At 36.1% G+C, this 24,704-nt stretch carries 32 protein-coding genes; all 32 read left to right on the plus strand.

The features are described 5' to 3' along the window. Positions 1–31 precede the first annotated feature (31 nt). The 32 genes from J2Y40_RS13880 to J2Y40_RS14035 all read left to right on the plus strand — a co-directional run bounded on the left by J2Y40_RS13880 (position 32) and on the right by J2Y40_RS14035 (position 24,659). Positions 32–1,069 (plus strand): RNA ligase family protein, encoded by a 1,038-nt coding sequence (locus J2Y40_RS13880; protein WP_309999531.1) that lies wholly within the window; start codon positions 32–34, stop codon positions 1,067–1,069. Positions 1,070–1,127: 58 nt separating this feature from the next. After that, positions 1,128–1,454 (plus strand): hypothetical protein, encoded by a 327-nt coding sequence (locus J2Y40_RS13885; protein ID WP_309999533.1) that lies wholly within the window; start codon positions 1,128–1,130, stop codon positions 1,452–1,454. Between the two features lie 138 nt (positions 1,455–1,592). Next, positions 1,593–2,936 carry a TPR end-of-group domain-containing protein gene (locus J2Y40_RS13890; protein ID WP_309999535.1) on the plus strand — a complete coding sequence of 448 codons (1,344 nt, stop codon included), beginning with the start codon at positions 1,593–1,595 and terminating at the stop codon, positions 2,934–2,936. A 56-nt stretch (positions 2,937–2,992) separates the two neighbouring features. Then, a complete protein-coding gene (locus tag J2Y40_RS13895) occupies positions 2,993–3,598 on the plus strand; it encodes a DoxX family membrane protein (protein WP_153395681.1) in 606 nt (201 codons plus the stop codon). 52 nt (positions 3,599–3,650) lie between these two features. Next, positions 3,651–4,172 carry a murein L,D-transpeptidase family protein gene (locus J2Y40_RS13900; RefSeq protein ID WP_153395683.1) on the plus strand — a complete coding sequence of 174 codons (522 nt, stop codon included), beginning with the start codon at positions 3,651–3,653 and terminating at the stop codon, positions 4,170–4,172. 58 nt (positions 4,173–4,230) lie between these two features. After that, positions 4,231–4,818: a hypothetical protein gene (locus J2Y40_RS13905; RefSeq protein ID WP_153395685.1), complete on the plus strand. Its 588-nt coding sequence runs from the start codon at positions 4,231–4,233 to the stop codon at positions 4,816–4,818. Positions 4,819–4,841: 23 nt separating this feature from the next. After that, the gene (locus J2Y40_RS13910; protein WP_153395687.1) at positions 4,842–5,267 is read left to right on the plus strand and encodes a DUF1801 domain-containing protein; all 426 of its coding nucleotides are present in this window, start codon (positions 4,842–4,844) and stop codon (positions 5,265–5,267) included. 158 nt (positions 5,268–5,425) lie between these two features. Next, the gene (blaCHM, locus tag J2Y40_RS13915; RefSeq protein WP_309999540.1) at positions 5,426–6,184 is read left to right on the plus strand and encodes a CHM family subclass B1 metallo-beta-lactamase; all 759 of its coding nucleotides are present in this window, start codon (positions 5,426–5,428) and stop codon (positions 6,182–6,184) included. Between the two features lie 91 nt (positions 6,185–6,275). After that, complete coding sequence (locus J2Y40_RS13920; protein WP_185151970.1) at positions 6,276–6,686, plus strand: hypothetical protein; 411 nt, start codon at positions 6,276–6,278, stop codon at positions 6,684–6,686. Between the two features lie 114 nt (positions 6,687–6,800). After that, positions 6,801–7,313, plus strand: coding sequence for a hypothetical protein (locus tag J2Y40_RS13925; protein WP_153395693.1), 513 nt, complete (start codon positions 6,801–6,803; stop codon positions 7,311–7,313). A 3-nt stretch (positions 7,314–7,316) separates the two neighbouring features. Continuing rightward, positions 7,317–7,859, plus strand: a complete 543-nt coding sequence (locus J2Y40_RS13930; RefSeq protein ID WP_153395695.1) for a hypothetical protein — start codon at positions 7,317–7,319, stop codon at positions 7,857–7,859. An 81-nt stretch (positions 7,860–7,940) separates the two neighbouring features. Next, the gene (locus tag J2Y40_RS13935; protein ID WP_309999542.1) at positions 7,941–8,828 is read left to right on the plus strand and encodes a hypothetical protein; all 888 of its coding nucleotides are present in this window, start codon (positions 7,941–7,943) and stop codon (positions 8,826–8,828) included. After that, the gene (locus tag J2Y40_RS13940) at positions 8,825–9,388 is read left to right on the plus strand and encodes a hypothetical protein (protein ID WP_309999544.1); all 564 of its coding nucleotides are present in this window, start codon (positions 8,825–8,827) and stop codon (positions 9,386–9,388) included. Before J2Y40_RS13935 ends, J2Y40_RS13940 begins: the two co-directional genes overlap by 4 nt. Positions 9,389–9,411: 23 nt before the next feature. Continuing rightward, a complete protein-coding gene (locus J2Y40_RS13945; protein WP_309999546.1) occupies positions 9,412–10,092 on the plus strand; it encodes a hypothetical protein in 681 nt (226 codons plus the stop codon). A 25-nt stretch (positions 10,093–10,117) separates the two neighbouring features. Continuing rightward, entirely contained in the window at positions 10,118–10,651 is a 534-nt protein-coding gene (locus tag J2Y40_RS13950; protein ID WP_309999547.1) for an XAC2610-related protein, read from the plus strand. Between the two features lie 221 nt (positions 10,652–10,872). Continuing rightward, complete coding sequence (locus J2Y40_RS13955) at positions 10,873–11,514, plus strand: DUF4272 domain-containing protein (RefSeq protein ID WP_309999548.1); 642 nt, start codon at positions 10,873–10,875, stop codon at positions 11,512–11,514. A 42-nt stretch (positions 11,515–11,556) separates the two neighbouring features. Then, a complete protein-coding gene (locus tag J2Y40_RS13960) occupies positions 11,557–12,186 on the plus strand; it encodes a hypothetical protein (protein ID WP_309999551.1) in 630 nt (209 codons plus the stop codon). Positions 12,187–12,436: 250 nt separating this feature from the next. Then, positions 12,437–13,210 carry a hypothetical protein gene (locus J2Y40_RS13965; RefSeq protein ID WP_309999553.1) on the plus strand — a complete coding sequence of 258 codons (774 nt, stop codon included), beginning with the start codon at positions 12,437–12,439 and terminating at the stop codon, positions 13,208–13,210. A gap of 34 nt (positions 13,211–13,244) precedes the next feature. After that, positions 13,245–13,967: a phosphodiester glycosidase family protein gene (locus tag J2Y40_RS13970; RefSeq protein ID WP_309999555.1), complete on the plus strand. Its 723-nt coding sequence runs from the start codon at positions 13,245–13,247 to the stop codon at positions 13,965–13,967. 115 nt (positions 13,968–14,082) lie between these two features. After that, complete coding sequence (locus tag J2Y40_RS13975) at positions 14,083–14,466, plus strand: 5-carboxymethyl-2-hydroxymuconate Delta-isomerase (protein ID WP_309999557.1); 384 nt, start codon at positions 14,083–14,085, stop codon at positions 14,464–14,466. Positions 14,467–14,509: 43 nt separating this feature from the next. Continuing rightward, positions 14,510–15,013 (plus strand): DinB family protein, encoded by a 504-nt coding sequence (locus J2Y40_RS13980; RefSeq protein ID WP_309999559.1) that lies wholly within the window; start codon positions 14,510–14,512, stop codon positions 15,011–15,013. Positions 15,014–15,026: 13 nt separating this feature from the next. Beyond that, complete coding sequence (gene arr, locus J2Y40_RS13985; RefSeq protein WP_309999562.1) at positions 15,027–15,443, plus strand: NAD(+)--rifampin ADP-ribosyltransferase; 417 nt, start codon at positions 15,027–15,029, stop codon at positions 15,441–15,443. Between the two features lie 254 nt (positions 15,444–15,697). Continuing rightward, the gene (locus J2Y40_RS13990) at positions 15,698–16,702 is read left to right on the plus strand and encodes a DUF2268 domain-containing putative Zn-dependent protease (protein WP_309999564.1); all 1,005 of its coding nucleotides are present in this window, start codon (positions 15,698–15,700) and stop codon (positions 16,700–16,702) included. 59 nt (positions 16,703–16,761) lie between these two features. Continuing rightward, positions 16,762–17,589, plus strand: a complete 828-nt coding sequence (locus J2Y40_RS13995) for a carboxypeptidase-like regulatory domain-containing protein (protein ID WP_153395721.1) — start codon at positions 16,762–16,764, stop codon at positions 17,587–17,589. Between the two features lie 12 nt (positions 17,590–17,601). Next, positions 17,602–18,588 carry a dienelactone hydrolase family protein gene (locus J2Y40_RS14000; protein WP_153395724.1) on the plus strand — a complete coding sequence of 329 codons (987 nt, stop codon included), beginning with the start codon at positions 17,602–17,604 and terminating at the stop codon, positions 18,586–18,588. Positions 18,589–18,824: 236 nt separating this feature from the next. Next, complete coding sequence (locus tag J2Y40_RS14005) at positions 18,825–19,574, plus strand: hypothetical protein (RefSeq protein ID WP_309999566.1); 750 nt, start codon at positions 18,825–18,827, stop codon at positions 19,572–19,574. Continuing rightward, a complete protein-coding gene (locus J2Y40_RS14010) occupies positions 19,525–20,322 on the plus strand; it encodes a hypothetical protein (protein ID WP_153395728.1) in 798 nt (265 codons plus the stop codon). Before J2Y40_RS14005 ends, J2Y40_RS14010 begins: the two co-directional genes overlap by 50 nt. A 51-nt stretch (positions 20,323–20,373) precedes the next feature. After that, a complete protein-coding gene (locus J2Y40_RS14015) occupies positions 20,374–21,618 on the plus strand; it encodes a hypothetical protein (protein ID WP_309999568.1) in 1,245 nt (414 codons plus the stop codon). Positions 21,619–21,978: 360 nt separating this feature from the next. Further along, complete coding sequence (locus J2Y40_RS14020) at positions 21,979–22,758, plus strand: alpha/beta hydrolase (RefSeq protein WP_309999571.1); 780 nt, start codon at positions 21,979–21,981, stop codon at positions 22,756–22,758. 11 nt (positions 22,759–22,769) lie between these two features. Further along, positions 22,770–23,123: a DUF2200 domain-containing protein gene (locus tag J2Y40_RS14025; RefSeq protein ID WP_309999573.1), complete on the plus strand. Its 354-nt coding sequence runs from the start codon at positions 22,770–22,772 to the stop codon at positions 23,121–23,123. Between the two features lie 18 nt (positions 23,124–23,141). Further along, positions 23,142–23,900 (plus strand): ATP-grasp domain-containing protein, encoded by a 759-nt coding sequence (locus J2Y40_RS14030; RefSeq protein WP_309999575.1) that lies wholly within the window; start codon positions 23,142–23,144, stop codon positions 23,898–23,900. Between the two features lie 27 nt (positions 23,901–23,927). Beyond that, entirely contained in the window at positions 23,928–24,659 is a 732-nt protein-coding gene (locus tag J2Y40_RS14035; RefSeq protein WP_409017708.1) for a phytanoyl-CoA dioxygenase family protein, read from the plus strand. Positions 24,660–24,704 lie beyond the last annotated feature (45 nt).

Genomic DNA, 24,704 nt, shown 5'->3' on the forward strand with positions numbered 1-24,704 from the left:
ACCTCCATACCATTTAATTAAAAATGAAATCATGAGTGAATTTTCAGGGTATGAAAAAATGCCCAACAGCTTAAAAAAATTAGGGTTGAACGAGAATGATTTTTCCCAGATGGAAAAATTAAAGTGGGTGGTGACCGAAAAAGTTCACGGCGCTAACTTCAGTTTCATCTATGAAAACGGTCATTTAAAATTCGCCAAAAGAAAAGAATACCTTAACTGGGCCGACGATTTTTTCGGTTTTCAATTGGTTGTCAACAAACTGGAAGATAACATCCTGCGTCTTTTTGAACATATAAGCAGAGAAATAACCGCAGAGAAATATATTGTTTATGGTGAATTGTTCGGCGGTAAATATCCTCACCCGGAAGTCAGTCCTGTAAAAGATGTGCATGCCATCCAAACCGGAGTATATTATACCCCGGCCATTGAATTCTGTGCTTTTGATATTGCAATTGAAACCGATGGCTCTGGTTCCAAATATTATCTGGATTATGAAACCTCAGTCACCTATTTCAAGCAGTTCGGAATATTTCACGCACAGCCGTTATTCATTGGAAAATTCAATGAAGCGATGAATTTTAACATCAGAATGAACTCAACCGTTCCTAAAGAATTTAATCTTCCGGAGCTGCACGACAATTTAATTGAAGGCGTTGTGATAAAACCTTTTAACCAAACAGATCATAGTCTCTTTTCAAGACCGGTCGTTAAATTGAAAAATCCGGAATTTGATGAAGAGGATAAATTTCATGAGGCCGAAAAGTGGTCTTTTATTCCTAATATTTCCTCTAAAACAGAAGATTTATCTTTTATTGTAGAGGAACTGAGAAACTATGTTACTCTAAACCGATTAAAAAGTGCAATTTCCAAAATAGGTGAGCTGGATATGAACAACCAACTCCGGGTTTCTGAAATTAAAAAAGAATTTTTAGAAGATGTAATCACAGATTTTAATGAAAACAATGCCAATCTTTTAAACGATTTATCTCCCGATGACAAAGAATGGATCATCACAAGAGTGAATTCTGAGATTCATAAAATAATCACTGTGGATCCGGCAGATATTTAGCAACTGGCAGAAACCTGCGGAAATGAAACAGTCTTTTTCTGTGAAAAAAAATTAAATAATGAACTTCACAATACAATTTCTGAAAGAAAAACAGTCTCAACTGATAGAGCAGTTGCGGAACGAAAATGCAAGCATACCCGAAACATTGCAGCAAAAGAAAGACATTGACAAAGCCATTGCCTGGCTGGAAAACATTGAGAAACATCATCTGGAACATCCTACCCACTACGAATGGGTAGAGCTTCCATGGATGAAAACCGGCTACTTTACCGATTATCGCATTATGAATGATTGTGAAGCGGACGACCGACAATATTGGATTGAGTTTAAACCACCATTTACCGTTACGCCCTTGGACTTTTTGCTTATCAAAAAACCAAAATAAAAAACTTGCTGCGCAAAGTCTCTTCATATAATAAACTGCTATTTTACACAAAAGCAAAACAGCATTCCATTCTAAATATTTGCACAACACGAGCTTTACACGTAGATTTGATCCTTTAGAAAATAAAAAACTAAGACTATGGGACTATTTGATTTTTTCAAAAGTAAGAAGCAGGGAATTGAAAACACAAAATTTAATTCTGTTCAATTTCAGAACGAGATCTGTGCATTGGCATTATGGAAATTGAAAGATCATAATCTACAGCCGGACGTTGCCATTTCTGAATTGAAAAAAGTAGGTTTAAATGATGAACAGGTCAATTTTATTCTTGAGAAAGTAAAGAAATTTATTTCTCAGGAGGGAAATACAGACCAGCCCCACTCTACCCATCCGGGAATAGATGATATTAAATTCAGAAGTGAAGAGTATCAGAATGAAATAATAACCTACGCCCAAAATGTATATTTTCAGAACCATCATCAGTACGAAACAGTAAAAGATATCCTTCTGAAGGAAGGTCTGAATACCAGCCAGGCAGATGAAATCGTTAATAAACTTCAGGAAAGGAATGCACAGATGGTGAATGAATTTCAGGATAAGCTTGATTCCGGGGAAATTACTGAGATCAAAATTCAACCCAACCCTGATCACACCAAAGAAAACACAGGCCAGGATCAGGTGGACAGATATATTGCCTATGGGGCTTATCAGATGGACCGTGGAGATTTGGACAATGCTTTGGAACTTTTCGAAAAAGCTATTGAGCTGGATGAAAATGCAACCTTAGCCTATGCCAATATGGGAAAATTATATTCCTTAAAAAACGACAATCTGAAGGCTTTGGAATTTGTTAATAAGGCCCTGGAAACTGAACCTTCCCATCCGCAGATACTGGACAATAAAGTTGATGTAGTATATGAATTATTGGGAGAACATCAGATCAGTGAATCTGAATTTATAGCCAATATTAAAGATGTTTTACAGCAAGATCCGGAAAACCCCAATGCTTTAATTTATATTATCCAGTTTTATTTAAGGAATAATCAGACGGATCATGCGATAGAATCTGTAGAAAAATTATTTCCAAAGTATTATTCTGAGGATATTACCATTCAGCTAATGATTGATACATTCAACAGGTTACCCGTTGAACAGGCTTTAAAGCAATTTGATATTCTTGAAAGTAAAGTCAATGACGAAGCGAAATATCAGCTACACTACAACAAAGGCTTATACTTAAAAGGAATCGGAAGATATGATGATGCTATCCGGGTTTATGATAATTTAAATAAAATTCAGGAGTTTTCATGGAGCTTTTACCAGATGGGAATCATGAAAAACCTGCAGGGAAAAACAGATGAATCTTTGGAACTGCTGAAAACAACGTTCCGTCTGGAGCCCGAACTTAAAGGAGATGCTAAGAATTTCCCACAGCTGCAAAATCTGTGGAATCACCCTGAGTTTATTGAAATAACAAAATAAGGTGTCATTATTTCGGAAAGTATAGATATTTTCATAGATTAACTCCATTAATAACCATGACAGAAAAAAAACAAAAACTTTGGGATTATTTTATTCTCTGCGCAAGAGTTCTACTTGCCTGGATCCTATTAGGCTACGGCTGGAGTAAATTGACAGAAGGACAGTTTGGAATTTCAGCAGAAGAAATGGCCATCCCCGTAAAGGATCTGGGACTATTCAAGCTTTCCTGGTATTTATTTGCCCAGGAACCGTTCAAAACATTTGTCGGGATCTCACAAATCATTGCCGGACTTCTTTTTCTTTATAACCGTACTGCTATTTTAGGAGCCTTGATAGCCATCCCGATTCTTTTAAATATTCTGGTTATTGATATCACCTATGTTAAAATGACAGGGTTTTACTGGCGTCTTTCTTACTATTTATTACTAGACTTCTTAATTCTCTGGCATTATAAAGACAGGATGATTACAGCATTTAAAGCAATTTTTATGGGATTGACCACTCAATTCAAATATCCTTTCTGGGCCTATCTGATCTTACCCATAATGGCGGTAGGACTTGAAATTTTAGGGATTCTTCCCAGGATGATAACAGGACTGATCGTAAATCCCTCAGAAACATTAGAAAGTTTTGGTAAAATTCTGGAATTCATAAAAAAATAAGATCAGTATATAATGATCAAAATTCTATGATGAATATTAAAAAATAGATACAATGATAAAAGGAAAAACAATAGGGCTAATACTATCCCTCCTATTTTTAGGACTGGTATTCTATTATTTTTATCCTGAAAATAAACTTCCGCCTAACATACAAATTGATAAACTCGTGGTTTATAAAGCCAAAAGAAAGCTATTGGCTTACTCAAACGGGCAGCTGGTAAAGACTTATACAATTTCATTGGGAGGGCAGCCAGTAGGACATAAAGAACTCGAAGGCGATAAAAAAACACCTGAAGGGCAATACTTCATCAATGCAAAAAACGCCAACAGCGGGTATCACAAAAACCTGGGTATTTCTTATCCCAATAAAGATGATATTAAAAAGGCCAAACAGCTTGGTAAGCCGGCAGGTGGTGACGTTAAAATACATGCACTGAAAAACGGAAGAGGCTTTATCGGAAAATTTCATCGCTGGTCCGACTGGACATTAGGCTGCATCGCAGTAACTGACAAAGAAATAGATGAATTGTATCAGTCCGTAAAAATAGGAACACCAATTAATATTAAGCCGTAACAGATTCCTTTTTTTGCACTTGTTTTTCTATTTTTACCATCACAAAAAATAAACAAGCATGACCATAGAAGCCAAAATCGATGAAGCCTTCAGAAATACATTCCTGCTGCCAAGAGAAAAGACAGTCACGGATTTTTTTATAGATGTTTTACAGTCAAAATATAAATTCAGGGAAGATGACACAAAAATTGAAGTCATGGGATTGTATTACTATGCTTCAAGTCCGTTAAGCTTTTTATTTGCCATGCCTCATTATGAATATTATTCACAGGATAAAACGACTCATATCGCAGAGCTTCATCTGAGAGAACATTCGTTTGAAGATTATACATATATTGATATTGAGGAATTAGGCAGAAAAGTCCTGGATGAAAACAGGATTGATTATTCAGCGTATCTTGATGAAGATGATGAGCTGGAACTTGCCAATTACTGGGAAAACCAAACCGACCTTGAACAAAACTTCCTAATGCACTGCTGGAAAAATGCAAAGGAAAAAACAGGGGCTAAGACTTTGGGGTTCCTGGAATCTTCAGACGGCTCCGATGGAACTTATGATGCAGATAACGGCTATGAACTTCCTTTTGAAATCGGTATCGACGAATATCTGCAATCCCATGGTTTTCATTTTAAAAAAGAAATTTAAAAGTCAAAATACTGCCAGACACAATGACAATCCAGGAACACATCAAAGAATATATTGCCGGCCAGCCTGAACCCAAACGTACCGATATGCAGGAGCTGCACCATATTGTTATGGAACTCATGCCGGAATGTAAATTATGGTTTCTGAATGGCAAAAACAGTGAAAATAAAACGGTATCCAATCCCAATATCGGATATGGACTTTACACCATACCCTATGCTGATGGAAAAAGCAGAGACTTCTATCAGATTGGGATGAGTGCGAACAAAACAGGAATCTCTGTCTATATTTTAGGCATCAGCGACAAAACGTACCTGGCCAAAATGTATGGAGAAAAAATAGGTAAAGCAAACGTAACAGGATATTGCATTAAGTTTAAAGCCCTGAAAGATATCAACCTTGAAATACTTAAAGCCGCAATACAGGACGGAGCAGAACAAAGCGCTTAAAAAACAATTGTACTGTTTATCATAAACTGGATAAGGCTGCAGCTTCAATAATACTCCGCATACGATCATTCGCCAATCTGCACAGAACAATTTTAATTTCATGCTAACATTACAATATGATGTAAATTAGAAGAATTGAACTTTCAAAAGAATACCCCATGAAAATCAATAGTAAAAATATCGGCTTCCTGTTGCTTTCCTTTGTCATTCTAAGCTGCAGCCCTAAAAAAACTGACCATTTTAAAGCGAAAGAAGTATATAAATCTTCCGAACTGATCATTACCCAAATTTCAGAGAATGCATTTATTCATACGTCTTTTAAACAGACCAATGATTTTGGCAATGTTCCCTGTAACGGATTGGTGGTAAAAAATAATAATGAAGCGGTTGTTTTTGATACCCCTGTCAACGATAAAACATCAGAAGAGCTGATTAAATGGATCAACGGAGCCCTTCATTCTAAAATTAATGCCGTTGTTCCCACTCATTTTCATGATGACAGCATGGGCGGATTACAGGCATTTCATAACCATCATATTCCCTCTTACGCTTATTCCAAAACCATTGAACTGGCTAAAGAAAACAACTTTACAGTTCCTGAAAACAGTTTTAAGGGTTCAGTCGTTTTAAAAGCAGGTCATGAAAAAACCATTGCAAAATTTTTCGGGGAAGGCCATACCAAAGATAATGTAGTCGGGTATTTACCGGAAGAACATATCCTTTTCGGAGGCTGTCTGCTCAAAGAACTTGAAGCCGGTAAAGGATATCTTGGAGACGCTAACGTTTCCGCCTGGTCCAATACCGTTGAAAAAGTAAAAAAAGAATATCCCGATGTAAAGATTGTCATTCCGGGACATGGAGAATATGGAGATCAAAAACTATTGGATTATACGATTAACCTGTTCAAAACCCAATAAAAAAGGAAAGATATTGTATAACCATTTGTTTCAAATGAGTAAATGGGAACCCGGAAACTCATATCATCAAAAACACAAATCTATTTAACCAATGAGCACAGGCTGTCATACGGCTCCGGCCAATAAAAAAGAATACATAACCGATATTGGAAAAATTCTTGTTCACGAACATGGTAAAAAAAAGTATTATACACCGGAACAGATAAAAACAGCCCATGAAAAAAGCAAATGGAATGAAGGTTTTGATTTTTCCTGCTGGGCTATGAGTGTATATTCTTCCCACTCTGATTTCACAAGCTACCATCAACAAATAGGGGAAACCTGTGACTATGCTGACATGAAAACAGAAATGCTGCAGGGCTTATCTGTATCAAGTGGATCTGAAATTCCGGATCTTCCCGATGCTGATATTGATTCCTCATGGCTGGATTTTGGAGAAGTATTCGGAAATATATTTGAAGGAATCGGAGATTTTATAGGCGCAATTTTTGACGGATTTTAAGAACATGTTCAAATTTTTGAACCATTAAGATCCTTTTAAGTATTAAGATTAATTAAGGAAAAAATCAAAGATTTTTTTATAAGTATAATGTCTTAAAGCGAAGCCCGAATCACAATGAAACAATTCATCAATTTTATCCTGATCATCATCATTTCAACTCTATCCGCAGGAGTTTACGGAATAGTACACGATCAGATTACATACACCATTTCATCCGAATATTATACGCTTCTTAAATTCCAACAGTTCGGATTTGAAAACCTCAATCTGAATGTAAGGATAAAAGTAGGGATCATCGGATTTCTGGCAACCTGGTGGGTAGGATTATTTTTAGGAATAGTTTATGCTTTCATCTCGTTATTTCTTGATGCGGAAAAAGTTCTGAAAGTAACCATAAAATCAATCCTGATCAATATCTGCATCACATTTATTTCAGGGATTTTGGGCTATGGGTTTTCCGTTTTATTTTTATCACCGGAAAATACTGACTGGTATATTCCCACCGGAACTAAGAACATCCGGAGTTTTATCAATGTAGGTTCCATCCATAATTTCGGATATATAGGAGGAATTATAGGGTTAGCTGCAGGATTATTGTATCAAATAAAAAAGGCTAGAAATATTTAATTAGTGGAAACAAAAATTACCATAGAAAACCTGCAGAATAAAGAAGTTTATATTGAAGATTTTAAAACCACTTTTATCATCCTTAATGTAGAGAATACATTGCTGCGTTTTGATTTTAAAAACAAAAGGGAAGCCCTTCTAAAAAAGAAAGAATCCGGAAAACTAAAAGTGTATACAGAACATCCCCTGCTGATCAACCATAATCAAAGTAATCTGGATGTTTTTATCAATTCAAAGCCACAAAACCCTGATGTATTTATTGAAGAAATCAAAAGAACCATTGAAACAGCTACAGGTGGCTGGCGAAATTGGGAAGATTATATAGAAATCAATGCCGGGATAAACGTACATACTTTTATTCAAAATATAAAAAACGGAAGTGGAAAATTTTTGAATGCCCCCTTTTCTGTGGTTGAAAATATTGAAAAAGTCTGCGAAAAACATCAGGTAAAACTAAAATCATTTGGAGAAAAAACCGTCTTTCATCACAAAATGATAATGATTAATAATCAATTTGTTATTGCAGAAGATTTCCGGTTATACTAAGCCTGTGAAAACTTCTTTCATATTGATTTTTCAACTCATTTTTTACTTAACTTAGTTTTCTAATAACCCAATCTCAATATCATGAAAATAGTAAATCTTCTGTTCATTCTTGTTTTTTCTGTCTGTTTCTCACAGGAAAACAACATCTTTGAAAGACTTACCGCTTTAAAAAATAACGGAAAAATCTGGTACAATATTGACGGATACAGCGTAACTAGCGAAGTTTTTTCCAATACATTTGATGAAAAAGGGCTAAAAAAAGTATTCCGGAAACATCAGATCTCGGATTCTGATGCAAAAGTAAAGGACAATCAAATCAATTTCAACAACTTATTGGTGACAAAACAGCAAAAGGTTGCCGCAGATTTTTCCCAGACCAACCATTATTATTTTGTAGAAAATCCGGACAAAACCATCACTGTGGTCTGGTTTATCAAAATCGGAAAAACAGATCAGGAAACTGAAGAAAAACTTGTGAACGCCATCATGGAAAAGAAAGTTCCTGAAGAAAATTTTTCCCCGATGAGCATCAGTTCCATCAATTTCGCAGGAAGAAAAATTGAATTGGGAAACGGCTGTTACTGGACTTCCATCAATATCGTTCAGTGTCCCTATGCCGGAGAAATGAACTGGAGTGTTCACAGAACCCTGGATGACGCAAAAGAAGCTGTGGAAAATCAGTTCAACATCACAAAATCGAAAAAAATGGGCAAAGTAGTGTCCGAAGAAATGGTGGATATTGAATTTGAAGGTGTTCCTGTAAAAGCTAAAAAAATACTTTATGATTTTACAGGAGTTGCAGGAGTCTTAGCAGGAATGTCGGGAGGAAAAAATCTGACGGTTTATTATGTGGCCGCCGTAGTAAGGGATAAAAATGTAAGCTGCGTAATGAGCTACTGGAACAATGATGAAATCAATCCTGAAACCAAGCTTCCTGCACTCCTGGGGAAATTAATGTCTGTAAAATGAAAAACATCTTAAAAATATTTTTAATCTTTATTACAGCGCTGGCTTTTATCTTTACCGCATTTTTCTTTTTAAAATTTAATAAAGTTGAATACCAAAGCTCTGTGTCGAATTCAACGGCTGTAAAGAAACTCAATAAAAAAGTATTTGCTCCAGGATTTTTAAATACAGGTTCTTCAGCAATCAGTACTGACTTCAGTTTTGACCGTGAAGCAAAAAATGATACCATAGGCTTTAGTTTTCACCCTTCTCTACATGAGAATTCAGAAAACAGACTCAGCCTGAATTTCAATAGTGGAGACGGATATTCCGGGTTAAATATAGAGGTCATGAAAATAGGCAGCTGGTTTTCTTCCTCCATTGAAACTTACACCGATAATATGAAACCTTTTGATTTTCTGGACCGGGACAGATATTCCATCAAAAAACAAAAACTCATCCTAAATAAATCGGAATATAAGAAAGGCGACAGTATCTTTGGAAAAATAGAACTAGAGATACAATCGAATATTAATGATTCTGTTTATCAGGCCGGGGGATATTTCAGAGGAAAAATTGAATAATATACGGCTTACATTTAAATCTTATGGAACAACAAATCGTAGAACTCATACCCGTTGTTGAAATCTCAATATCCAATGAGGAAACAGAACTTCCTGAAACCGGGCCTTATTGGGAATACCAGAAAGAATGGGAAAATTATAACAACACCTGTAATCAGATTGCCGGATTTTCAGGAGCACTGAAGGCCTACCTCTTAGGTTCTTCACTTTATGAACCCCATTCGATCTCTCATCAGGATCTTCTTAATCTTCTTAAAGTTGAAATGGAAAAGCAGGATGATGAAGAAAAGAGCCCTGAAGAACTGACACGTTCTTTCTATGGCGGCTATATTCTGAAAATCAACGGACGGGACATTTTGTTTCCTCAGTGCTGCTCTGATTTAACCGACATTACAGAGTGGGAGGACTTAATTGATGATCAGGAGAATACGTATTTCTATTGCGGCCACCCCTCACCGAAAGTTACCCAAATAGATGATGATATTCTTTTTGATTTTGTGAATTCTGAAATTCAGGAAAGCTTTTGTCCTCCTGTACCTCTTGATGAAGTCAGAATAAGCAGAACGGCACTTAAAACCGCTGTTGAAAAAGCGAAGAATGAACTAAAAGATTTTGCCGGCCGTCTGGAAAAAGTGAATAGAGAAAATAATCTGGACATTAAAAACATTGCAGAAATACTGGTTTATGGAGAATTTCAGGATTAAAATTTCACGGAAAGCATATGTCTTTATGCTACTATTTTTCTCTGCCTTCCTTTGGGCGCAAAATAATCAGCAGATCAAAACAGACAGTATTTATCCGAAAGAAAACATCGTGGTATCCTTAATAGGTGTAAAAAGTTTTAATGATGAAGCACCGCATTATAACCTAACGATTTATAAAAACAAAAAAATAATCTTAAAAGATCAGGTTTATAGCAAAGTAGGAGAAATTCAGTTTGAAGATTTTAATGGTGACGGAATAAAAGACCTTCTTGTTCAGAATATTTCAGATGTACGAAGCAACTGGACTTATTATCTTTATGTATTCGACAACAGAAATAAAACGTTTAAGAAAATTCTGGATTTTGAATCCGTTAAAAATCCTGTATACAATCCGAAATATCAATGGGTTGAAAGTTATGTGGTTTCAGGAACAAATTATCTGAACTTATATAAAATCACCGGCGACAAGGTCAAAGATTTAAAGTACATCATTGAGGACCGTGAATCGGTGAATTTTGAACAGGAATATAAAAAGGCTGTTAAAAAACTGATAAAATAAAATAGAGTATATCTTTTTTCTGTAATTTTCTACCCCGAAAAGCACGATCATCATGCTCAAAAACAAAAGTCTTTTAAAAAAAATTGGTACGGAATTTCTTATGGGAATCATAGGAATAATTGGTACTTCATTTCAGTAATGCTTGTTCCTGAAAAAATTTAAGTATAAAAAATTGTGGCTTATCTTTATCGTTGAAAAGCTTTAATTAAAAACAATCACCAATGACCGAAGAACAAAAAATTAAAACGAGAGAACGCAATAACCAGTTAATCGAAAGCCGGCAATACAGATTCAATTCCTGGCTGCCCATTCTGGAAGATCCCAATACCAGAACCATAGAAGAAATAAAAGGCAGAATGGGTGTGATGAATGCCCTGATTAATATTTCATTTGAGGCTCCCATCACCATCATCAGAAAATGGATCGATCAGAACGGACTGACTCAGCATCTTTCCAACTGGGAACATGAAATCCTGCTAAAAGACAATGACGAATTAACAGAGTATGAAATCAATTCCCTGAGATGGTATCTTGAAGGCCTTTGGGCTTTAATGTGGACAACCGGACTGGTGGATCATCTTGATGAAACCCAATGGTGCAGCGATGAAATGGCCTCTATGCTTCCTAACCTAGAAGAAAATGACAGCAATGAAAAAATAAACCAACTATCAACCTTAAAAACCGATGATGAAATTTACGAAATGCTGGATCTATATTACCGATTGCACTGGTACTGCGTAGATGAAAGACTTAAAGGGCAGCAGGCAAAGATCAATGAAGGCCTGGTATACGAAAGAAGAAAAGCTTTGGAATGGCTGATCAATAAAGACTCCGACTGGGATGATATTGAAATGAGTACCTGAAATACCTCTCTTTATTATCCATTTTGAACATAAAAATAACCTATGAAAAACTTTTTAATCCTTCTCTTTTTCACCACTTCACTCTCCTGCTTTTCCCAGAAAAAAGATACCGCCTCCTATTATTATCGCAGATATGAGCCAACAAAAAATGAATTAATAGAATGCGGACTAAAACAGAAAAAAAATAAAGAATTATTTGACCAGCTGTCTGAAGAAGCAAAAAATACCGATTTTAAAAAATTAACGTCTGTCATTATTAATGATTTAAAAAATTCTGATTTCAAAGGAGAGGTTATATTATTCTATGTTAACTACATCAATACCATATGTGGTCATGATGATGATTATAGATTTAACTGTGTCATGGAGCATAACACCACTGATCCATTTTATAATAACAGATCCTGGACCTATAATGATTTCATTTCTTTATCGAAAATTCTCAATACAAAAATAATTGTCCCCAGTAAAAAAAATTTCGGATTTAGTAATTCCAACAGGTTATTCGGAGAAGATATGAAAGAGGCAATAAGCCGGTATAAAGAATTCAAAACCGGTCTGGTGAAGGATAAAGAAGTACATCAGGAAAACAAAAATTCTTTTATCTCTCTGAAAAAAAGAAGAATAAAAATTTGCTATTACAAACTGATCTTATCTACAATAAGGTATTAAATTATTCTTATGATACACTTTACTTCGAATTTAAGAACCTTCCGGATTATAAAGTTCAGGTAACTGTCATGATCAATTTCATACCTATTTCAAAAACCTATGAATATAATAACGGAGAATGGAGCTTAATTGATACTCAATAAAAAACCAATATTAAACATCAACTTTTATTGCCTTGAAAATTAAATACAGCTTTTATTATTTCATCCCTGATTTTCTTCCAAACCTCCTGTAAAGATCAATATAACCTATGAAAAACTTTTTAATCCTTCTCTTTTTCACCACTTCACTCTCCTGCTTTTCCCAGAAAAAAAGAGATACCCTTTCCTATTATAACAGCTATGAACCCACAAAAGCTGAGTTGAGAAAATGTGAGAAAATACAGAAAAAAAATAAAGCCTTATTTGAACAGCTATCCAAAGAAGCAAAAAACATTGATTTTAAAAAATTAACGTCTGTCATTATTAATGATTTAAGTAATTCTGATTTCAAAGGAGAGGTTATATTATTCTATGTTACCTACAGCAATACAGTATGTGGTAATATGGATGATGACAAATTCATTTGTGAAAAAGAATATAATACAACCAATCCGTTTTACAGCGGCCGGAACTGGACGTATGATGATCTTATTTCCTTGTCGAAAGTTCTCAACGAAAAAATTATTGTCCCCAGTGAAAAGAATTTCGGATTCAGTATTTCCAACAGATTATTTGGCGCAGACCAGGAGAAAGAATTTAGTCCGTATAAAGAATTCAAAATCGGTATGGTGAAGGATCAGGAAGTAAACAAAGGGAACGAAAAATTCTTTTACCTCACCGAAAAAAAACAGGATAAAGAATTGGTATTACAAACTGATTTTATCTACAATAAAGTATTAAATTATTCCTATGATACGCTTTATTTCAAATTTAGAAATCTGCCCGGCTATAAAGTACAGGTAACAATAATGATCAATTCGAATTCCATTTCAAAAACCTATGAATATGATAACGGAGAATGGCTTTTAACTGACACAGAATAAATCAACAACTTTTATTTCATCCTCCGATATTTCTATGAAACTCAATACCGTTTTTTATCTATCTCTCCTGTTCTTCATTCTGCTTTCCTGTAAAGAAAAGATTGGGAATGAAGAAAACTTTGTGATCTATCAGGTAGATCCTCAAAAACAAAACATCCGGATGTATTGGAAAGACGGTAAAAATGAAATTATCAGAAGCCTCAATAATCTGGAAAATTATACAGCTTCCCAAAATGAAAAGTTAATCTTCGCCATGAACGGAGGCATGTTTGATCCCGATTATGCTCCCAAAGGCCTTTATATTGAGAATTTTAAAACCCTCCACCCTATAGACACCTCAAAAGGAAACGGAAACTTTTATCTTCCACCCAATGGAGTATTTTATATCACCAAAAATAATAAACCGGAAATTACTGAAACTAAAAAATTCATTCCATCCCCGGAAATTAAATATGCTACCCAATCTGGCCCCATGCTTCTTATCAAAGGGAAAATAAACCCTACTTTTCAGCAGCATTCTAAAAATCTGAACATCAGAAATGGTGTAGGAATTCTCGAAAACGGGGAAATCATTTTTGCGATGTCCAAAAAAGAGGTTAATTTTTATGATTTTGCTTCACTTTTTAAAGAAATGGGCTGTCAGAATGCTTTATATCTTGACGGATTTGTTTCAAGAACTTACCTTCCTGAAAAGAAATGGATTCAAAAAGACGGGGATTTCGGAGTAATGATCGGAATAACCGAACCTGGCCATTAGAACATCCTGTAAAATATTTTTTCAATATTGTATTTTTCATACCATCTTTTTTACTAATTTCGACGAGGCTTATCAAGCATAATACTGCGAAATTCAACCCGTTAACCAGATCACCATGCCTCACTTTGTTATAGACTGTTCACAGGATATTATTCAGCTGAAAACGCCTGATGAAATGATGAATGTCGTTTACAAAACCGCAGAATCTACCGGATTATTTGCCGTAAATGACATCAAAGTAAGATTACAGCCCTATCAGTATTACCGGCTCGGAGGAGATAAAAAGAATTTTATCCACATTTTCGGATACATCATGGAAGGACGGAGTACGGAACAGAAAGCAGATCTTTCACAAAAAATTATCACCAGCCTCACGGAATTATTTCCGGATATCTCATTTTTATCCATCAGCATTAATGATTTTGAAACCGCAACCTACTGCAATAAATCATTGATAAACCCTGAAAATTATGATCACAACCGTCATTTTGAACTGTAAATAATTTCACCAAAATAAAATCCAACCACAAAATACAATACTTATGAATCTTAAAACATTAATCACTCACACTGTACAGTACAACAATTGGGTAGTCAATAAATACATCGACTGGCTGGCCACAAAATCTGATGCACTGCTCAATCAGGAAACCCCTTCAAGCTTTCCGACTATCCTTAAAACCCTGCATCATATCTGGCAAACTCAGGAATATTGGTGGAGCCATATCTCCGAAGGCAACGATTTTGATTTTGAAGCCACCTCAGCGGCAGTCACCAAAGATGAAGTTTTCAATGCTATCAAAGATAATTCCAGGAAATTAATGGAATATGTTGAAGGGCTTTCAGAAGAAGATCTTGCCCAAAACGTGAAGATAGAATCCCAATGGTTTCAGTGTGATTTTTCCAAATATGAATACATTCAGCATGCCATCATCCACGGCACTTATCACAGAGGACAGATTGTAACCATGGGAAGAAATATTGGTATTACAGATGCACCTATGACGGATTATAACTTCTGGAATATCTATAAAGATCAGAAATAAAAATAGTAATACAATGAATTCCGATACCATTCAGGATCCTGTTATTTATTATCACGGAACCAAGGCAGATCTGAAAACAGGTGATCTTATTGAACCCGGTTTCAATTCCAACTACGGAACCAACAGAAAAGCGAAATACATTTACCTTACCGCTACGCTGGAAGCAGCAACCTGGGGCGCAGAACTATCACAGGGAGAGGGAAAAGAAAGAATTTATATCGTTGAACCTACCGGTCCCATTGAAGATGATCCCAACCTTACCGATAAAAAATTTCCGGGTAATCCTACAAAATCTTACCGTTCGCTGCATCCGTTCAGAGTAATAGGAGAAGTTATGGAATGGCAGGGGCATTCCGAAGAACAGCTTCAAACAATGAAAAACCATCTTGAAGAACTGAAAAGACAGGGCATTGAAGCTATTGAAGATTGATATTACCAATAAATAACCAGCAAAAACGGGATAGCTTTTTGAACTCAAAGAAATATTGATGCGGAAATATAGCCAAACTCCCGATATTCCCCTATTTTTGCAGAGGCCGGATCATCCCCTGTGCTGTAAAGGCAGTACCGAATTTACAGGTTATCCTGAAAATGACGGAGAACACGATGAGACATAAACAGGATTAAAAGTTAAAACCAATTATCCCAACTTAAAAAAACTAAAAAGCTAACCATAAAAATTCAATGAAAAGCATTATTTCGATCTTATCCCTGTTGGCCGTTTTTTCCTGTGCAACCCGGGCAGCCTATGATCAGAATTTTAATTACAACAGGCTGGAACAGGTAAAAGACAGTGTAAAAGTAGGGAACATTGTCATCCTTAATTCATTTAAGCATCAGATGCTTGCCCATAAAAACGGTCAGTACGATTCGGCAAGAATCATCAACAATGTTTATAAACCTCATCAAAAGCTTTGGGATAGTTGCTATGCGGTGATCTTCGGGGATGAAAATGCCCAAAAGTTCAATACCACTAAGGGGATGGCTGAATGGAATAACAGCCTGTATCTGAAAAACAGGCAGATGTTTGAAGAGAAAACCAACATTCTTTTAAATATTGATCTGAAAAAAACATTTAAGAAAACGCTTGTCAGATTCAACAAGCTGGTTCCTTATCAGCCTAAGGCCAAAATAAGTTTAATTTTCACCCCTATCACGGGAATTGCTTTCGGTGGATGCAACAACGAACAGTTTGCCTTAGAACTTAATAATAAAGGAATAGAAATTCCTTCTGTTCTTAAAGTGGACCTTCCTCACGAATTAAACCATATGGCTTATGAAAAATCCAGAAATGCTGATCCGGATCATGCCTCTGCCCTGAACCAGACCATTGATGAAGGATTTGCCTGCTATTTTACCTATGTATTCTTTGAAGGAAAACTTGAAAAACATGAAACCGTACACCTGAATAAAAAAGAGTGGGACTGGTTTATTCAGCATGAAAAAGAACTTTTCACCCAATTAAAAGCATACTTTGCCGATACTTCAGGAAAAAATCCTTTATTGCAGAACGATAAAGTCAAACTGTTTCCGGATGCCCCGGGAAATATTAATTACTGGATGGGATTCAGAATTATCGAAAAATATGTGGAAAAGAACGGCAAGGATTCCTGGAAAGACATTTATCATCTAACAGCCAAAGATCTGTTGAAAAAAAGTGGCTATGAAAAATACATAGAAAGCTTATAAATTTCACAAAAAATAAATTAAGGATTAAAAAATTATCCAAAAACCATATAACAATACCCATGAAAACAATTTTAAGTAGTGCTCTGCTACTGATTTTAAGTCATACGAATGCACAGATCATCGCCGGAAAAATACTTTCTGATGAGAACAAACCTGTCCCTTATGCCCGGATAGGCGTAGACCAAGAGAAACTTGGCGCGATAGCAGATGAAGCAGGCAGCTACTCCATTGATCTTACGAATGCAGACAAAAACAAAATGATCACCGTTCAGATGGGCGGATATGTTAACTTTAATCAGAAAATAGAGGATTTCATTCAGGCCAAAAGTCATGATATTCTCCTTCGCGAAAAAATTACCGAGCTGCAGCCTGTGGCCATCAATCCTAAAAAATACACCAATAAAAACTGGGGGACTACCGCCAAAACAAAAAAAATTCTGTTCGGATACAATCCGGCAAGAACCAAAGAGGATCAGTCGAAAGAATTGGCTGTATTGTTTAATAACAGAAAAAAAATAAAGCTTCAGAAAATCAACCTTAATGTTGTTGATATCAAAACGGATCAACCTATTTTGCTTACCTTTAATGTCTATTCAAAAAACGATAAATTTCCGGGACAATCCATCATTACAGAGGATCTGAGCGTAGAACTGACCAAAGATCAGATTGTGGATAACACATTCTCTTTTGACGTAAGCGATAAAAACATCTGGGTTGATAAACAGGATTTCTTCGTATCGATGCAGGTGATGAACGGATTCGACGGCTGGATTTACTTAAGCGGAGCCTTACTTAAAAGCATGTATTACAGAAAATTTTACAGCCCCTGGATGAAAACCACTATTGCCGGACCAGCCATACATATTGATCTGAAAGTAGAGAAATAAAAAATCCATCATATGAGAAAAATAGTATCCGGACTTTCTCTGTTTGTTTTTTTCTGGGCGTTTTCACAGTCACAAGCTTCTTATGAACGGTTCAGCCATTATTCAGTATTCAAAAAGAATGATACGATTAACTATTATGTCTATTCGCCTGAGAAAATCACAGATACTACCGGAATCCTGTTGTTCATTCATGGTTCCGGTGCTTTTCCGATGTTCAGCGTAACCAAAGAAAAAGGAGTCGTTTCTGAAGTTTCCACCATGCCGTTTGATCTGGAAAAGCTGCCAAAGGATTATGCCTTTATTATGGTTTCAAAAAAATGTGTCCCTTTTGTAACGGTGAATAAAGAATACCGTGCTCCAAAATGCTTTTATGAAAACGAATCTTTAAGCTACAGGACCTGGCAGTATGATCAGGTGATTAAAGATGTGATCCGCAAAAAGATCAAACATCCTAAAAAAATAGTGACGATTGGGCATTCGGAAGGAAGTGATGTTGTAGCCAAATTAGGAACCATTAATAAAAAGATAACCCATATTGGTTTCTGGTCCGGAAGCGGAAGCACACAATATCATGATTTTGCGCTGATGATCAGAAAAGAAGCCAATGAAGGGAAAATTGACGAAAATACAGCATTGAAAAAATTAGACAGCCTATATACAAAACTGGGAGAAATAGAAGCTTCGCCGAATATCAGTACTTTCTGGCAGAACAACACCTACAAAAGATGGCATGAATTTTCAGAACCCGCCGTGGAAAACCTTTTAAAAATCAACATTCCTATTTTTGCGGCTATCGGTTCCAAAGATCAGGCGGTTCCCATTGAGTCTACCCTGCTGATCCGGTCGGAATTCATCAGAAAACATAAAAAGAATTTAACCTTTAAAATTTACCCTGAATATGATCATGGATTTGAAACGGTTCCAACAAATCCGGATGAAGAACCAGAAGATAGATGGATGAGCGTTTTTGAGGAATTTATGGAATGGGTGGGAAAATAAAATTACAGAAGGAAAAGTCGGAAGAGAAAGGATCAAAGCGGTGACCTATCAATTAAACCTTTAAAACTATTTTGGCTCGAATTTACGTTATTATACTACATGTTGTAACTTAAATCTTCAATTTTCAGACCTGTTAAAATGAAAAAGAGCCTGCTGATCCTATTTGCGTTTATTTCAACTCATTAATGATTACATTGAAAAAGAATATGTTCCTGTTAATTCAAAATAATAAAGCGATGAAAATATTTCCCTTACTATTTATATTCTTTTCATGTTTTTTTTCTGCACAGATAAAATATCCTGAGTATATTATTTCAGATAAAAATATCTCAGAACAGAAACTTGAAACAACCGAAGACATTTATTTCTTTTATCATAAAAACATTCAATATATCGGAGATCTGAAATCACCTATTGAACTGAATTACAATAATTATCCCAAAGAAAATCCTATTCTCAAAAATAATTATAAACGGCCTGATGATGAACTGCACAAGCAATTCAAAAATGAATATAAAAACGTAAAAATAGTTGTAGATATCCGACAATCTACCCCATTAACAATAACCAGAACTGATACTACTAAAATATCTCCGGAAGTTTTAGAGGCAGAAATAGACAGATTGATCGAAGGCAAAGAACCTACTATTAAAATTCCTACGATAACAACCTATTATGACGGTTATCCCGTAACCATTCACAATCTTGAATATCAGGACATTATGCTAGGATTTGGCAATCATATCCCATTAATATTTGAAGCTTTAGATAAAGAAAATAACTGGCAGGAAATTTCCGGTATAAGAAAATATAGCTGTGGAAATGGAATTCAGTATATCATGTTAAAACCTAACCAGATTGCCACTGTTTTTGAGCCTAAAATTAAAGGAAACTTTAAAACAAAATTCAGATACAGATTAAAAAATATGATTTCAAATGAATTTGAAGGAAGTATTAATGAAGATTATTTTAAAACTAACCCATAACCAATCCGCCATGCACTTCACCAAATACTTAATACCACTTTTAGGAATCCTCTTGCTTATCTCCTGCTCCGGACCTGTTCCTGCCTCAAAAATTACAGATATTTCTGATATAAAAGCAGAAATCGACCTCTATCAGAGCTTAACAGACCAGGCAGACAATATCATGTCGGTAGCTTTATACGATAAAAAGGATAAGAAAATCGGCAGTGATTCAATTACCATATGGGTCAACCGGAAAAAAGCGGAGTATATAGTCATACAGCAGCTTTACTACACCAAAAGCTATCAATACCGGCTTGAAAATATTCCTCCGGAAAATGAGCAGTATCAGGTTGAAATCCAGCTGGCCAACGGTAAAAAATTCGCTTTGGGCAATATTCCGGCCTTGAAATTAAGCGATCCTTCCCGCATCACCACCACCGAAAGCACAACCAGTCAGGATTTCTCCGTACGCTGGTCTGAACTTCATGATGTGAATAAACTCTATATCTCAAAAACTTTTGATAAAAAAGACAAAGAAAACCCTAATATAACCATTGCTACACCGGGAAAAACCGACACTTTGAATATCGGGAAAGACGGCAGTTATTCAATTCCAAAAGAAAAGCTTCTTAAATCCGGTGAAAAACTGAGCATCATAAGCCTTGAATTTACTGCCAAAAAAACAGGGAATACTAATCCCCTTCTGCTGAAAGGAAGTTATATAAAGATCAATGGCAGCCATGATAACCCGGTATATTTCAAATAAAATAATTATCTTACCCATATTATCCCTAAACAGGACAAAATACACGACTTCATGCAAAACACTACAATCCAAAAAGAATGGTTCTCAGAAGGAGAACACTATGCAACAGCAATCAATGAAATGGTAGAATTCGGCGAAAAGAACGGCTGGGAAAACTGGAAAGGTGAAGAACCACAGGATAAAAGAGACCGTTTGGGAACCGAAGTTTTTGAGTTATTGAAAACTGCCAACCTGAATAATGACACAGAACGTTTCAGAGAACAGTTTCCTCCTGCTCACACTCCCATGATTCCTTTAATGAAAGAGAAATCCCAGAGTATCGAACAGATGTGTTTTATTGAGAATGAAAAAATAGTTTTCGTAACCGGAGCCCACTATGAAAAGAGACAGGCCTACCTTCTTGATCATGATCAAATCACTCCGCTTAACGAAGACATCCATGCCATAGGAAAATCTAAACAGGGAAATATCTTCGCCATAGCCCGTGATGAGACTATTTCATTGTATAAAAACTGGGACGGCGAACTGATTCAGGAGTTCTCATTTGACCAAACGATAGATTCCGGTATTACAGAAATGATCCCGTTCAATGACGGAAGCAAAGTCCTGATCGTTTCTTCAAACGGTATTTACCTGGTTTCAAAAAACAGCGAGAAACTGATCCACCCTATCAATGAAGATGACGAAGAAGACTGGTCACCGGATATCGATATGGAAAATGCAACCCTTTCCCATGATAACACCTACATTGTTGTGGGAGATCAGAATTATGACCACAGAATACTGGATGCTGAAGGGAACAGCATAGGATCAATAGGACCTCAGTCTTCTTATCCCCATTTCTGTCTGTTTTCTAAAGACGACAGCCAGCTGATTACCAATTCCTGCCATTTCTACAACGGAATTACCATTGCCATCAATTCAGATCAGTATGAAGGCGCAGCCATTGAAGCTTACACAGAAAGTGATGATCTTATCTACATTGATGAAGGAATGAGAGTATACGCAGGAGCTTCCACAAAAGATTATTACATTCTTGGCGATGCATATGGATATATCAAAGCTTTTGATAAAAACGGAAACCAGCTGTGGAGACACTTTTTAGGATCCACCATCAGCGGAATGGTACTTTCTGATAACGAAGAAACCCTTTGGGTAGGTTCATGTTCCGGAATGCTGCACAAACTGAAACTCGGAAAAGGGCACCGAGATACCCACACCATTGGCAACGGGAAACATTATGAAGATTTCAGGCTGCTGATCTGGAATAACGAACCGCAAGTCTGGAAATGGTAATTTCCTGAAATACAACAAAAACATCTGCTGATCTGTGGGAATTTTTATATGCTCGCAGATCCGGCAGATAAAGCAGATCTCTTAATTTCACCATATTGCAGAGCTACACAAAGCCTCAAATCTATTTTCAAAATGTATAAACCAATTTGAATCTGCATAATTCTTAGCTGAAAATAGCTGAGAACCTTGGGTTTTCTTGCGCCTTAAAAACAGTATACTATATAAAGCCTTGCGCATTGCACTTACCAACATTCATTTCAATTTCCCACAGATCCCGCTGATCACATATATTTTTACAGTCCAACGGGCTATACATACTGATTTTTTGTAATTTAGTTTTTTAAAGACAAAATAATTTCCATGGAAAAATATGCAGTATCCTCAGACGGACAGAAAATTTATTATCAGGAATCAGGAAGCGGAAATCCAACTATCATCTTTATCCACGGATGGTTAGGCAACAGTGAATGGTGGAAAGATCAGCTGGAATATTTCAATGATCAGTATCATATGGTAACCGTGGATCTTGCCGGACATGGAAAATCAGATGCTTCAAGACAGGACTGGACCAGCACTCGGTACGCTGACGATATTAAAGCTGTGGCTGACAGTATCAATTCTTCAGAGATTATACTTGTAGGGCATTCTATGTCCGGGGCATATGTTCTTGAAGCTGCCTTACAACTTCCAAAAGTAAAATCACTGATCCTGATAGATACTTTGAAAAATCTGGATGAATATTTTTCAGAAGAACAGGCAGAACAGTTTTTATTTACCCATTACAGAAGCGATTTTAAAAATGCCGTAGAAAATATTCTTCCTCAATACCTGTTTGCGGAAAAAACACCTGCGGCAGTAAAAGAAAGACTCCAAAGCGAATTCTTACAGAACGAACCGGAAATGGCGATCAGCCTTCTGATGCCTTTATATAAAACAGATTTCAGAGACATTGCCAAGCAGGTTCAGATTCCGGTAAGAGCCATTAATTCTGATAATTCTCCTACCCACCTTGAAAATAACCGGAAGTATTTAAAAGATTACGATTATGTAACCATTACTGAAACCGGCCATTATCCGATGCTGGAGAAACCGGAAGAATTCAACCGCATACTGGACAAGGTTATTAAAGAATTACGCTAAACGATATAAAAATGCAGAATACGAGAGTTTATGAGATGGCTTTTTCCGGTGTATATCCTCACTACATTCAAAAAGCAGAGAAAAAAGGCCGTACAAAAGATGAAGTTCATGAAATCATATTCTGGCTGACCGGATATGATGAAAAGAGCCTGCAGGATATTCTGGATAACAAAACCAATTTTAAAACATTTTTTGAACAGGCACCGCAAATCAATCCGAATGTTTCCCTGATTAAAGGTGTTATCTGCGGATATCGTGTAGAAGACATTGAAGATGAATTGATGAGAAATATCCGGTATCTGGATAAACTTATTGACGAACTGGCCAAAGGGAAAAAGATGGAGAAAATATTAAGAACACCCTGAAAATAGTAAAGAATTAACATGATCAAAAAGGCTTATATCCATGAATACGGCAATAAAAAACTGGAACCTGAACATCAGGACGTAATCGATGTATTAGAAAAAAGAAATATCGGATACGAACTTTTCACAGATAAAAAGATTTTCAGAAATCAACTGAATATCGACCGTACCACGTTTGTTGCCGGAAATCATTTTGTTTTTTCTTCAATTTTCAAAAAATATAAAATTAATCCGCCTTCAGATTGTTATCCCCAATGTCTGCATCAGTATCTCCAGCGAAATATATGGACAACCACCATCCATGAACTTTCAAGAAATATAGACGGAGAGCTTGCCCCCGTTTTTGTTAAACCAAAATCTGATACAAAGCTTTTCACCGGATTCAGAATGGAATCGGTTTCTGATTTTTACCTCTTATCTGAATTTTCAAAAAACACGGAACTCTACTGTTCACAATTAGTAGACTGGAAAGCAGAATACAGGGTTTTTGTCAACAATTCAAAGATTGTCGGCATACAATTATACAACGGTGATGATAAATATAAACTTGATATGGAAGTCATCCGGAATGCAATAAATGATCTGGAAAATTCGAAAGAAAAAACCAGAGGATATGGTATTGACTTTGGTATTTTATCTAACGGAAGTACGGCATTAGTTGAATGGAATGACGGGTATGCCTTGGGATCTTATGGTCTCGATAAGGAAATATACACCGATTTATTACTGGAAAGATGGTTAGAAATTGCAGACGCAATATTTCCACCGGAAAGTTAAAATCCGCTATAAAAAACCATTATGAATATAGAGCAGAATTATAATCATCAGGGATACGTTTACTTAGAGCAGTTTTTCTCTGAAGAAGAACTGCAGCCTCTGGAAAAGATTCTCCATACCTTTCATCGGGCTTGGCTGAAAGATAATGACGCAGATTATAAAGCCGGAGCGATCAACAGTCACAGCATTACCTCAGCTCAACAAATTACCAGACAGGAAAGGCTGGATCTATTCAAATTTATTTCTCAGGAAAAGATTTCACAACTTATCCACACTCTTTTTCCCGGAAAAGCCATATTTCTCAATACCCAGTTATTTTTTGATCCGTTGAACGGTAAACAGAGCAATTACTGGCACCGTGACATTCAGTATACAGGAATGACCATTGAAGAACAGAAGAAAAATATGATCACCCAAAATGTCCTTCATTTCAGAATTCCCCTAAAAGCAGAATCCGGCATTGAATTGATTCCCGGGACTCACAGAGAATGGGATCAGGAAGTAGAACAGGAAACCAGACTTTCAATAAATAACAGAAAGCCAGGGGATGATCTGGAAAGAGGAAAGAAAATCTCGTTAAACAGAGGTGATCTGCTTGTTTTTTCCGCCAATATGATTCACAGAGGACTTTACGGGAACGATCGGTTTACCTTCGATATTATTTTCTGTGATGACACCCCTGAATTCAGGGATTTTATTGATTTTAAGAATCATCCTGCAAAAGAAGAATTACCTTTGTTAAATATGGATTTATTTTAACCATCATTTCTCTATTCAGAAATTTAATATTTAGATTTGAATTGT

Origin of the sequence: Chryseobacterium sp. 2987, assembly GCF_031456375.1 — a bacterium.
In the GTDB taxonomy this organism is placed as follows: domain Bacteria; phylum Bacteroidota; class Bacteroidia; order Flavobacteriales; family Weeksellaceae; genus Chryseobacterium; species Chryseobacterium vaccae.